Annotated in this window: 12 protein-coding genes; 9 read left to right on the top strand and 3 right to left on the bottom strand. The window is 40.3% G+C overall.

Annotated features, from left to right (window positions below; translation table 11 throughout):
* Window positions 1–57: 57 nt before the first annotated feature.
* Window positions 58–828, bottom strand: coding sequence for an alpha/beta fold hydrolase (locus GWK08_RS03955; protein WP_163605597.1), 771 nt, complete (start codon window positions 826–828; stop codon window positions 58–60).
* A complete protein-coding gene (locus GWK08_RS03950; protein ID WP_163605596.1) occupies window positions 828–1,541 on the bottom strand; it encodes a pyridoxine 5'-phosphate synthase in 714 nt (237 codons plus the stop codon). The genes GWK08_RS03955 and GWK08_RS03950 overlap by 1 nt, the downstream gene beginning before the upstream one ends.
* 126 nt (window positions 1,542–1,667) lie before the next feature.
* On the opposite strand from GWK08_RS03950, the gene GWK08_RS03945 reads away from it, so the two are divergent.
* The 9 genes from GWK08_RS03945 (at window position 1,668) to GWK08_RS03905 (ending at window position 12,509) form a co-directional block, all read left to right on the top strand.
* Window positions 1,668–2,294: a CBS domain-containing protein gene (locus GWK08_RS03945; RefSeq protein ID WP_239524852.1), complete on the top strand. Its 627-nt coding sequence runs from the start codon at window positions 1,668–1,670 to the stop codon at window positions 2,292–2,294.
* Window positions 2,295–2,328: 34 nt separating this feature from the next.
* The gene (locus tag GWK08_RS03940) at window positions 2,329–3,213 is read left to right on the top strand and encodes an NAD kinase (RefSeq protein WP_163605595.1); all 885 of its coding nucleotides are present in this window, start codon (window positions 2,329–2,331) and stop codon (window positions 3,211–3,213) included.
* 99 nt (window positions 3,214–3,312) lie between these two features.
* On the top strand, window positions 3,313–3,999 hold the full coding sequence (gene porG, locus GWK08_RS03935; protein ID WP_163605594.1) for a type IX secretion system protein PorG: 687 nt from the start codon (window positions 3,313–3,315) through the stop codon (window positions 3,997–3,999).
* A 15-nt stretch (window positions 4,000–4,014) separates the two neighbouring features.
* Window positions 4,015–4,755, top strand: coding sequence for an isoprenyl transferase (locus GWK08_RS03930; RefSeq protein ID WP_163605593.1), 741 nt, complete (start codon window positions 4,015–4,017; stop codon window positions 4,753–4,755).
* Window positions 4,756–4,762: 7 nt separating this feature from the next.
* The gene (gene bamA, locus GWK08_RS03925) at window positions 4,763–7,372 is read left to right on the top strand and encodes an outer membrane protein assembly factor BamA (protein ID WP_163605592.1); all 2,610 of its coding nucleotides are present in this window, start codon (window positions 4,763–4,765) and stop codon (window positions 7,370–7,372) included.
* 39 nt (window positions 7,373–7,411) lie between these two features.
* Window positions 7,412–8,251, top strand: a complete 840-nt coding sequence (locus GWK08_RS03920; RefSeq protein ID WP_163605591.1) for an OmpH family outer membrane protein — start codon at window positions 7,412–7,414, stop codon at window positions 8,249–8,251.
* Between the two features lie 45 nt (window positions 8,252–8,296).
* Window positions 8,297–8,806: an OmpH family outer membrane protein gene (locus tag GWK08_RS03915; protein ID WP_163605590.1), complete on the top strand. Its 510-nt coding sequence runs from the start codon at window positions 8,297–8,299 to the stop codon at window positions 8,804–8,806.
* Between the two features lie 159 nt (window positions 8,807–8,965).
* Window positions 8,966–11,170 carry a peptidase domain-containing ABC transporter gene (locus tag GWK08_RS03910; protein ID WP_163605589.1) on the top strand — a complete coding sequence of 735 codons (2,205 nt, stop codon included), beginning with the start codon at window positions 8,966–8,968 and terminating at the stop codon, window positions 11,168–11,170.
* Between the two features lies 1 nt (window position 11,171).
* On the top strand, window positions 11,172–12,509 hold the full coding sequence (locus GWK08_RS03905) for an HlyD family secretion protein (protein ID WP_163605588.1): 1,338 nt from the start codon (window positions 11,172–11,174) through the stop codon (window positions 12,507–12,509).
* Between the two features lie 82 nt (window positions 12,510–12,591).
* Here GWK08_RS03905 and GWK08_RS03900 read toward each other — a convergent pair whose 3' ends face one another.
* Entirely contained in the window at window positions 12,592–12,840 is a 249-nt protein-coding gene (locus GWK08_RS03900) for a hypothetical protein (RefSeq protein ID WP_163605587.1), read from the bottom strand.
* Between the last annotated feature and the right edge of the window lie 61 nt (window positions 12,841–12,901).

The raw sequence follows: 12,901 nt of genomic DNA, 5'->3' as shown, positions 1-12,901 counted from the left end.
AGTTTAAAAAAGTACATCCCCGGCAGTTATTCTAAAGCTGCCTCCCCACAAGCGGTTCTATGCCTGCAAAAAACGAAGGGATCTTTCAAAAAACTGCTTTGGGTTTTCTGCGTGTAACCAATGTCCCGCATTTTCTATATCGTCCAGATCTGCCTGCGGGAAATGCTCTTTTATAAGGTGAAGGTCCTCATCTGAAATATAATCGGATTTACTTCCCCTTAAAAAGAGGGTAGGCCCTTCAAAATTGCTACCTTCGGGAAGGGCAACTCCTATGTTTTCGATATTTTTTGTCAGTGCGGGCAGATTAAATCTATAAGCCAGTTCTTCCTTGCTTTTCCAGTAAAGATTTTTCAGTAGAAACTGCCTTACTCCGATCTCGGGAATATATTTTGAAAGGACTTCATCTGCGGCTCCCCGGCTTTTAACCTCGTTAAAATTGATGGCGTTTAACCCTTGTAATATCGTCTGGTGATGCACCGGATAATACCTGGGCGCAATATCTGCTACCAGTAAGCGGGCAACTTTCTCCGGGTTGCGAACTGCAAAGAGCATCGCGGTTTTTCCACCCATCGAATGTCCTATAATGTTAACATTATTCAGTTGATGATGATTGCAATAATGAAGAAGGTCTTCTGCCGTAAGTTCATAAGAGAACTCATCCGAATGGAAACTGCGCCCGTGATTTCGTTGATCTATCAGGTGTACCTGAATATTTTCTTTGGCGTAATAATTAGCCAGTGTTTTCCAGTTATCGGACATTCCCAAAAAACCATGCAGAATTAACAGGGGAGTGCCTTCGCCTACAATCCTGGAATGTAAAAGATCCATTAGCTAAGTTTGTTTAGATACATATTGATGACATTTTCCAGCCCCAGGTAGAGGGATTCTGCAATTAGGGCGTGCCCTATAGATACTTCCAGAAGTTCCGGAATATTTTCTTTAAAGAATTTGATATTATCCAGGCTAAGGTCGTGACCGGCATTAATACCAAGTCCGAATTCTGTAGCCTTCCTGGCCGCATCCGCATAGGGAGTTATGCCTCCCGGATTCCCGTTGGCGTATTCCTTTGCAAATTCTTCGGTATAAAGCTCAATCCGATCTGTTCCCGTTAAAGCAGCTCCTTCTATCATTCCGATTACCGGATCGACAAAAATGGAGGTGCGGATCCCATTTCTTTTGAATTCTGAGATCACTTCCTTAAGAAAGTCCCTGTTTTTTACGGTATCCCAGCCCGCATTAGAGGTTATGGCATCTACTGCATCGGGTACCAGGGTTACCTGTGTGGGTTTAACTTCCAGTACGAGATCGATAAACTTTTTGATAGGATTCCCTTCAATATTAAATTCGGTATGAACAACGGCTTTAAGGTCCCGTGCATCCTGGTAGCGTATATGCCTTTCGTCAGGCCTGGGGTGAATGGTAATACCTTCTGCTCCGAAATCCTGAATATCTATGGCAGATTTGAGCAGATCGGGAACATTACCACCCCTGGAATTTCGCAATGTTGCGATTTTATTTATATTAACACTGAGTTTTGTCATAACAAAATCATAAAATGATAATTCGTAAACAAAAATACAAAGTAGGCATCTGAATTTATCATATAAATTAATTAATTTGCCGAAGATTTGACTATGATAAAAATTAACTCCTACATAAGATTCGAGATGACACCCTTAACACCTTTAGATACAGTTGTTAAGGTGAGAGAGCAGTTCAGTGAATGGACCTATACCCATATTCCGGTACTGGAAAATGATTATCTGCTTGGAAATATCTCGGAGGATGATACTTATTCTTTTGATGAGGAAAAAAGTATTGTGGATTACAAATATGCATTGGATACTTTTTTTGTCAGGAAAGGAACTAACTGGCTGGAAGTATTGGAGGCTTTTGCGAGGAACAATGCCAATATAATGCCGGTGATCGACAAGAATAATAATTATGTGGGTTATTACGAGTTAATGGATATCATTACCTTTTTTAACGAAACTCCTTTTTTGAATGAACCCGGGGGAATACTGATCGTTGAAAAAGGACATAAGGACTATTCTTTTAGTGAGCTTTCGCAGATAGTGGAAAGCAATAACGGGAAATTACTGGGGGCTTTTATATCAGACAGCAGAGATGATATTGTTCAGCTGACCCTTAAAATAGGTAATGTAGGGCTTAATGCCGTTATCCAGTCTTTCAGGCGTTATAATTATAATGTTGTTTCCGGAAATGAGGACGACCTTTATATAGAAGACCTGAAGGAACGTTCTGATTATCTGAAAAGATTTCTGGATATCTGATCCTTAAAATTCAACCTAATTAAAATTTAAGCAGATGAAAATCGGTATTTATGGACAGTTTTATCAGGCAGGATCGGATGAGTACGTTAAAACGCTGCTTGACGAATTAAATAAATATCGGATCGATGTTTACTTTGAGGAGCATTATCTTGCTATGATAAAGGAGGAGATGCCACTCAATAAAACCTATCAGACTTTTACATCTTACGAAGACCTCGATAGCTCTTTCGATCTTTTCTTCAGTATCGGGGGAGACGGAACCATGCTGAGGACCATTTTATATATAAGGAGTCTGGGAATTCCCGTATTGGGGATCAATACCGGAAGATTGGGGTTTCTTGCAACCATTCAGAAGGAGGAAATAACGGAAGCGGTAAAAAGTATTGTCAATAAAGAATACGAAGTTATAGAGCGCAGCTTGTTGCAGGTACAGACCTATCCCAGGGTTTCCGAACTGAACGAATTAAATTTTGCCCTGAATGAAATTGCGGTAAGCAGAAAGAATACTACTTCCATGATCACGGTAAGTACCTATCTGAACGGGGAATATCTGACCTCTTATTGGGCTGACGGACTTATAGCAGCTACTCCAACAGGTTCTACCGGTTATTCACTAAGCTGCGGAGGGCCGGTTATAACTCCGGATACTTCCAGTGTTGTCTTAACACCTATTGCGCCGCATAACCTGAATGCGAGGCCGTTGGTTATTCCGGATGATACGATCATAAAGCTCAGGGTTTCGGGAAGAGAGGATAGATACCTGGTATCTTTGGACTCCAGAATTGCCACTGTAACCAACGAAACCGAACTGACTATTAAAAAAGCTCCTTTTACCATCAGAATGGTGGAATTAAAATCTGAAAGTTTCTTTAAAACCCTCAGAAAAAAACTTCTTTGGGGGGAAGACAAACGCAACTAGGCAATAAAAAGCTTCAAATAAAGTTTATCAATCACATCGTTTTTGTTTCAAATTGCCCGTGAGCAATCAGAATTGTTATATTTGCAAACTTTAAGTTTTATGAGAAAAATAGTTTTAATACTTTTTCTTTTGACAGGAATGGGTTTGAGCAAGGCTCAGACACACGAATTAGGAGTATTTTTAGGAGGAAGTAATTATGTTGGCGACATTGGAGCCACGAATCATATTAATCCTAATCAACTTGCATTCGGAGTATTATACAAATGGAATAAGAGCAGTCGGTATTCCTGGAGAGCTAGTTTTACGGTTTCAGATATTGTTGGCGATGACGCAGATTCTGATATCAGAGCGAGAAACCAGAGAGGATTTGAATTCAGGAATACGGTGAGAGAGCTGTCTGTGGGGCTTGAGTTTAATTTTTTAGAATTTAACCTTCACAATTTCAGTAAGCCGATCACCCCCTATTTATATGGCGGATTGTCTTATTTTAATTCCAGTGAACTGTTTTTTGATAACGGAGTTGCGATTGGTAACGGAAATCGTAATACATTTGCAATTCCTATGACCCTTGGAATTAAGGGGAAACTTGGACAACGTATAATAATAGGGGCAGAGGTTGGAGCAAGATACACCTTTACCGATAACCTGGATGGAAGTAATCCGAGAGATGCGGCTACGACTCAGTTTAGATTTGGAGGTCTGAACACCGATGACTGGTATGTGTTCTCAGGAATTACGATCACCTACACTTTTGGTAAAAAACCCTGTTATTATTGCTTTGAATGATAAGGAATAATAATAATGGACAGGAAAGACCTGATTAATAGAAAAAAACTTCCGAGACATATAGCTATCATCATGGATGGTAATGGCCGGTGGGCTAAATTAAGAGGGAAACTTCGCGTATTTGGCCACGAGAACGGTGCTAAATCTGTGAGAGAGGTAGTTGAAGGTTGCGCGGAACTCGGTGTTAAAAATTTAACACTTTACGCCTTTTCTACAGAGAACTGGAAACGTCCTAAACTGGAAGTGGAAACACTGATGAAATTATTGATCACCTCCCTTAGAAAGGAGATGAAAACACTTCACGATAACAATATTCGACTTAATAGTATCGGAAACCTCGAAGCGCTACCTGCTAATGCGCGAACCGAGCTCAAAGAGGTGATAGAGAAGACAAAGGACAATTCTCAGATGACCCTCACCATAGCGCTTAGCTACGGGGCCAGAGAGGAATTGAAAAACACCTTTATCGAGCTCTGTACCAAAGTTAAAAATAATATAATTTCTTTAGAAAATATTGACGAATCAATTATAAATGCACATCTTTACACGTATGATTTGCCCGACGTAGACCTGCTTATCAGAACCAGTGGTGAGCATAGAATAAGTAATTTTTTATTATGGCAGATTGCTTATGCAGAATTGTATTTTACGGACATACTTTGGCCCGATTTTAGAAAGAAAGATTTACACGATGCCATAATAAATTATCAAAATAGAGAAAGGAGATTTGGAAAAACAAGCGAACAACTTAACTAAGAATATCATGTTTGGGAGATATTTTAGTGTACTACTTTTATTTATTTTTTGTAACTATTCAATAATCGCCCAGGAAACTTCCTTTGACAAGGGCAAAAAATACATCCTCGGAGGAATAAAAGTTACCGGAATCAAAAGTTATAATGAGAATACGGTAATTACCTATACCCGTTTAAGAGTGGGGCAACCCATTACCGTTCCCGGAGAGGAGATCAGTAAGGTTATTAAAAATCTATGGGGGCTTGAACTCTTTAGCGACATCAACGTTTATATTACCAAAATAGAAGGAGATAAGATTTTCCTGGAACTGAATATTCAGGAACTTCCAACTTTATCCGAGGTTAAGATAGCCGGAATTAAAAATAAAAGGGTTGATGAGATCGTTAAGGAAACCGATCTTAAAAAAGGAAAGAAACTAACCGAGAGTTTTTTGACCAATACCAAAAACTACCTGGTTAACAAATACAAAAAACAAGGCTATTTAAATGCCAAGGTAAATCTGGTGACGGCTGTAGATACCGCCGAGACCAATTCCTTAAAACTTCTGGTTAATATAGACAGGGGAGAAAAAGTAAAAGTCAGATCCATTACATTTAACGGAAATGAACAGCTAAAAGGTAAGAGGTTGCGTAAGGCGATGAAGAATACCAAAAAGAAATTCCCTCTGAGATTCTGGAAAAAATCCAAATTCATAGACGAAGATTATCAAACCGACCTTTCTACTATTATCGATGCCTATAAAGAAAAAGGATTCAGGGATGCCAGGATCATTTCGGATACGGTTGCTTTTAATAATGAAAGCAATACCATCGATATTAATATTGATGTGGAGGAAGGAAGAAAATATTATTTCGGTAATATAGATTTTATCGGAAACACGGCTTATACCGACGAGCAACTTAAAAGTATTTTAGGGATAGATGAAGGAGATACTTATAATGGAGTATTATTAAAGGAACGTGTTGCCGATCCTACCAAACCGGATGCACTGGATGTAACCAACCTGTATCAGAATAACGGTTATCTGTTCTCAAGGATCAATACGGTTGAGGTTTCTGCCGAAAACGACACCATAGATTTTGAGGTAAGGATCATTGAAGGGAAACCTGCCTATATTAATAATGTTACAGTTAAGGGGAACGACAAGACCAACGACCGCGTTATTTATCGTGAAATGAGAGTAAGACCCGGGCAGTTGTACAGTAAGGATAATGTGATCAGAACCATTCGTGAACTGGGACAATTAGGATTCTTCGATCCGGAAGCGATCACTCCCGATATTCAAAACCCGGATCCGAATGCGGGGACCGTAGATATAGAATACAGTCTGGTAGAAAAAGGATCCAGTCAGGTAGAGCTCCAGGGAGGTTTTGGTGGAGGTGGATTCATCGGAACCCTAGGATTATCGTTCAGTAACTTTGCTATAAAGGATATTTTTAAGAAAGAAGCATACAAACCGATTCCAACGGGAGACGGTCAGAGACTGGCACTTCGTTTACAGGCAAGTAGAACTTTCCAGACCTATAGTTTCTCCTTTTCCGAACCATGGTTAGGAGGTAAAAAACCGGTACAGTTCTCTATCTCCTTATCGAGAACAACACAGTTCAGATTTGATATCCTGAGTAGAGATGTAGACAGGGACCAGAGATTCATTATTTCGGGAATTACACTTGGACTGGCGAAAAGGTTAACAGTTCCGGATAACTTTTTCACTTTATCGCACGCTCTTGCTTTTCAGAATTATGACCTGAGAAACTTTAACACCAATCTGTTCACCTTCCCGAACGGATTCTCAAATAACCTTTCATATACCATTGCACTTAGCCGTAGAGAGTTGAGTAGAAACCCGATCTATCCAACATGGGGATCTGAATTCTCCTTAAGCGCAAAAGTAACTTTCCCTTATTCCTTATTTAACGGAGTAGATTATGCCGATCTGGAGAACCAACCGGAATTCCAGTTACAGGATGCACAGGGAAGAGTGATCGGTGCTGACGGAAGACCGATCTCGGAAACCGGTCTGGATCCGATACCGGATGAAGGAAAGATAGACCAGGAACGATTTAACTGGCTGGAATTTTATAAGATTAAATTCAGTGGAAAATGGTATACCACTATTTACGATAAGCTGGTATTACAAACTTCCGGAGAATTCGGCTTTTTAGGAGCCTATAATAACGATAGAGGATTAGTACCTTTTGAGCGTTTCTTCCTTGGAGGAGACGGTCTGGGGAACTTTACCCTGGACGGGCGTGAGAACATAGCGCTTCGAGGATATCCGAACCAATCAATTACCACTTTAAATGACGATGGGACCCTTAGCCAGGACGGGCAGTCCATCTACAATAAATTTTCTTTAGAACTGAGATATCCCCTTACTCTAAAACCGGCGGCATCCATTTACGGGCTGGCCTTTTTAGAAGGAGGAGCGGCTTTTGACAATTTTAGGGATTTTAATCCGTTTAGATTAAATAGATCTGCCGGATTTGGTATTCGAATCTTTATGCCTGCATTTGGTTTATTAGGTATTGATTTTGGATATGGATTTGATGCACTTCCGGGTAGAACCGGTGCAAACGGATGGGAAACCCATTTTATCATCGGGCAACAATTTTAATTTTTGGCATGATATTTTCTATACTTAAATCAACCGCTTATGAAAACTAAGGTTCTTTTATTATTGTTGACTTTCTTTGCTTTATCTGTCCAGGCCCAGAGAGGTGTAAGGATCGGTTATATTGATATGGAGTACATCCTGGAGAATGTACCGGAATATCAGGAAGCAAACGAACAGCTTAATGCTAAGGTCCAGAAATGGAAAATTGAGATAGAGCAGAAGAAGAGTAAAGTAGAGCAAATGAAGAAAGACCTGAATGCAGAAAAGGTTTTATTGACCAAAGAGCTTATTCAGGAAAAAGAAGAGGATATTGAGATCCTCGAAAAGGAAATGCTTAAATATCAACAGGATCGTTTCGGACCCGAGGGAGATCTGGTAATACAGAGAAGACTTTTGGTACAACCGATACAGGATCAGGTATTCAATGCGGTGCGGGAAATAGCTTCAGGAAGGAAGTATGATTTTATTTTTGATAAATCTGCCGACGTAGTTATGCTATATTCCGATAAAAAATACGATATTAGCGAGCTGGTTTTAAGGCGTATTAACGTTGTGAGGAAGCAGGACGAGCGAAAAGCACGTTCAAAAGCGGCCAGTGAAAAAGATAAATTCGAGGCGGTACCGAATCCGGAAGTAGAAGCGAGACAAAAAGCTGCCGATGAAAGAAGAGACCAGAAGGCGAAAGACCTTGAAGCAAGAAGACAACAGAAATTAAAGGAAAGAGAAGAGCTTAAAAAGGCCTATGAAGAGAGAAGAAAGAAATTGTTAGCGGAGCGCGAAGCGAGAAAGAAAGCTGCGCAGGAAGCCAGAGAGAAAAAGAAAAAAGAAAAAGAGAACAAAGAGAAGGAGAACGGGAGCGAAAAGAAAAATGATAATTAATACTTTAAAAATAACACTTAAACATAAACAATTATTTTAGAAACCATGAAACAGATTAAAACGTTCGTAATTGCTTTTGCATTAGTTGTTGGAGCTACTAGTTATGTAAATGCGCAAAGCAAGATTGCACATATTAACGTGCAACAATTAGTGAATGATATGCCTGAAACAAAAGCAGCGAGAGCTGAGATTTCCAAGTTGGAGCAAACATATAGAACTGATTTGGAGAATTCCGGAAAGGAACTTCAGAATAAGTTTAAGCAGTATCAGAATGAAGCTCAATCGAAAACTAAAGAAGAGAACGAAAAAAGAGCTCAGGAGGTTCAGCAATTGGAATTAAATATCCGTCAGGCAGAGCAAGCTGCAGCACAGGAATTACAGAAAAAGCAATTAGAGCTTTTAGAGCCTATTTTTAACAAAGCGAGAGAAGCTATTCAGAAAGTAGCAAGAGCTCAGGGCTTCCAGTATGTCCTTGATACTACTCAGGGATCGGGAGTAATACTTGCCGATGGGAAAGACCTTATGGCAGATGTTAAAAAGGAACTTGGATTCTAATAAGAAAAGCATAAAAATTACGGAAAACCCACCACTATGGTGGGTTTTTTTTATGGATTGAAAACAGGTGATATTCAGAATAAAACGGATGAAATTATTATATAAGAATCTACTCGGATTTTAAAATAAATATGATATTTTTATAGCTAAATTATTCCTATGAAATTAAGAAAGTTCCCATTTTATAAACAGTTGGATCAGATGGATTGCGGACCAACATGTCTTAGGATGGTAACTAAATTTCACGGGCGATCCGTTCCCGTGGATGTCCTCCGGAAAAAATCGAATATCACCAGAGAAGGAGTGTCGCTTGGGGGAATTGCCGAAGCTGCCGAAGATATAGGTTTTCACACCCTGGCGGTAAGCGTAAACTATAAAACGCTGGAAGAAGAAGTGCCCCTACCGTGTATAGCGCACTGGAGGCAGCGGCATTTTGTAGTAGTACACGAAATTAAGAAGGATTCGGTTTATGTGGCAGACCCGGCTCACGGACTTGTAAAATACAGCAAAGAAGATTTTATTAAAGGATGGATAGGAAAGAATGCCGATCCTGAAGAAGCCGAAGGTTACCTACTGTTGCTGGAACCTACTCCCGATTTTTATGAGAATGATAAAACCGAAAAGAAGGAATACGGGTTTAAATTCCTGTTCTGGTATTTTAAACCTTATAAACGATATATCCTTCAACTTGTTCTCGGACTCGTTGTAGGGAGTTTGCTTCAGCTTATCTTCCCCTTCCTCACCCAGGCAGTGGTAGATTATGGTATTAATTACCAGAACATCAATTTTGTTTATCTGATCCTCGTTGCACAGCTAACACTTTTTATATCGAGCACGACCGTAGAACTGATACGAGGGTGGATCCTCCTGCATATGACCAGTAGGATCAATATTAACCTGATATCGGATTTCCTTATCAAATTAATGCGGCTACCGATCGCTTTTTTCGACTCAAAGAATACAGGAGATATCATTCAGCGTATCTATGATCATAACAGGATACAGAGCTTTTTGTCGTCTACAACCCTGAATACGCTTTTTTCTGCGTTTAATTTTGTGATCTTCGGAGCCATACTGGCGTATTACAATCTTACGATCTTTGTGCTGTTCTTTATTGGTTCTACCGCCTATATAGGATGGACCCTTCTGTTTTTAAAGAAAAGGGCCGAGCTGGACTATAAGCGATTCGATCAGTCCTCCGATAACCAGAGTAGCCTGTATCAGCTTATATCGGGAATGCAGGAGATAAAACTCAACGGTTCGGAAAGAAGAAGAAGATGGGAGTGGGAAGCTATACAGGTGCGTTTGTTCAAGATCTCCATTAAAGGGCTTGCACTTTCTCAGACCCAGAATACGGGGGGACAGTTCCTAAACGAACTTAAAAATATCCTGATCACTTTTATAGCAGCAAAATCTGTAATTGACGGAGAGCTGACACTGGGGATGATGCTGTCGGTACAATATATTATCGGGCAGCTGAATTTACCGATCAATAATTTTATATCCTTTATTCAGACCGGACAGGACGCCAAAATAAGTCTTGAGCGTCTGGCGGAGATCCATTTAAAAGAGGATGAAGAGGATAAAAAAGAAGATTATATCAGAGAGTTACCCACAGATAAAACTATTAAAATAAGGAACCTGAGTTTCAGGTACGGTGGTGCAAGCTCTCCCTGGGTTCTTGAAGATGTGGATTTTGATATTCCGGAAGGAAAAGTAACGGCAATTGTCGGGGCCAGCGGAAGTGGAAAAACCACGCTCATCAAGCTATTGCTTAAATTCTACGATCCTACGGAGGGAAGTATTAATGTGGGGAGTATGAAATTAAACAATCTGAGTACAGGAATGTGGAGAAAAGCCTGTGGTTCTGTAATGCAGGACGGTTTTCTCTTCGGAGATACGATCTCACGTAATATTACCGAATCCGATTCTGAGGGAATTGTAGATAAGGAGCGCCTGCTTCATGCAGTGAATGTAGCCAATATTGAAGAGTTTATAGAAGAACTTCCTTCGGGCTTTAATACCAAGATCGGAAGTAGTGGAGTGAATATAAGCGGGGGGCAGCAACAGCGTATTTTTATTGCGAGATCTGTGTATAAGGATCCTAAATATATCTTTTTTGATGAGGCGACCAGTGCCCTGGATGCCAATAACGAAAAAGTGATCATGGAAAACCTCCAGGAGTTCTATAAAGGCAAGACGGTGGTGGTAGTTGCACACCGTTTGAGTACAGTTAAGAACGCAGATCAGATCATTGTACTGGATAAGGGTAAGATCATAGAACGAGGTTCACATACCGAGCTCACGGCTAAAAAGGGCGCCTATTATACCCTTGTTAAGAATCAATTGGAATTAGGGAATTAAAATGGCAGAAGAAGTAAAGAAAAAAAGAAAGATCGACGAACTGGACGAACGCTCCAGCCAGGTAAAGGAAATACTTGGCCAGGCACCCAATTGGGTGATCCGTTGGGGGATAACTGTGGTGTTTATTATTATCGCCCTGGTATTCGTGGGAGCGGCCCTGATCAGTTATAACGATATTCTGCCTTCCAGGATCGTGATCACAACAGAGAACCCTCCGGTTTATCTTGATGCCAAGTCAAGCGGAAGAATGACCAATGTTTTTGTGGAGGCCAATCAGTTGGTAAAGGAAAATGAGATCCTGGCCGAAATTGAGAATACTGCCAATTTTGATGATATCTACTATCTGAAGAAAAAACTGGCGCTAAAGGAGAAAGTAGATTTTTTTGTACCGGATATCTTCGATCTGGATTCTTTGAGAAGTGAGTTTCCCACTTTCCTGGGACTGGGGCCAGTTCAGCTGGCTTATAACAATTTTCTGACCGAATATCAGAACTACATACAATACAATCTGCAACAGCCCAATAAAAGAGAATCTCAGGCTATTACCAGGCAAATCAGGGAGCAGCAGGATCAGTTGGAGAAACAGCAGAATCAGCTGGAGAATTTCAGAGAACAACTGAACCTTTCTAAAAATGATCTTGATCGTCAGGAAAAGCTTTTTAATAAAGGGGTTGTCTCAAAGGCAGAATACGAGGACGCACAAAGATCTTTTTTGGCAGATGAGTCTCAGTATGAAAGCCTGAAAACCACCATTTCAAATACAAGGATCAGTATTGCGGGAAATCGCAGTGCCCTGACAAGATCGGAGATCCAGGGAGAGGAATCTACCAATAATAACCGGCAGGAACTGGAAAAAGCATACCAGAACCTGAGCAACGGGATCCTGGATTGGGAACGTGCTTATATCTTAAAAAGCCCAATAGACGGGAAGATCACCATCTTTGATGTTTGGAATAAAAATCAGAATATCAGGACCGGAGAAATACTGTTTACCATTGTGCCCAATAATTATGAAAAACTGGTTGGAAAGTTAAGTGTTCCGATCCAGAATTCCGGGAAACTGAAGCTGGATCAGCGGGTGATCATAAAACTGGATAATTACCCTCACCAGGAATGGGGAAGTCTTGAAGGTACTGTGGTTAATATTTCCGATGTTCCTAAACAAGGGGAGGAACAGGCTCAGTATACCATTTATGTGGATATAAACAGCCTAGTTACCAGTTATGAAAAGGAAATAGAGTTCCGGCAGGAAATGCAGGGAGCTGCAGAAATAGTCCTGGAAGAACTTACCGTACTTCAGCGTATCTTCTATCAGCTAAGAAGTGTCCTTAACCGCTAACTATTATCACAACTTTTAGATTTAGTGACAAAAAAACCGGGATGTGAAGATCACAACCCGGCCAGATAGGTAATTCTATTGCTTAATTACATGGTACCAGACATGTAATGATCTGCTGTGTCTGATTCGTCGGATCACCGCAACCATTAGAGTTGTTACATCCTTCGGTATTACAGTTACAGGTAACTTCACAGCCTTCCAGCGGACCGGTAAGGATACATTGCGGAGTGGTGGAAATTTCTCCATTACCTCCTGTGAGCTTTCCGGTATCCAATTTTGAAATAACGTTTTTCTTTAGCGCTAACTTTGCATTAAGCTTCTTTTTTTTCATAATAATCTATATTAATTGGGTTAATAATTCAAAACCACAAAACAGCCGGTTATTTTTAAAT

The sequence above is a fragment of the Leptobacterium flavescens genome (assembly GCF_010671605.1).
GTDB lineage: Bacteria > Bacteroidota > Bacteroidia > Flavobacteriales > Flavobacteriaceae > Leptobacterium > Leptobacterium flavescens.
The sequence above is the reverse complement of the archived record's forward strand: the minus strand, read 5'-3'. Positions and strand labels throughout refer to the sequence as shown.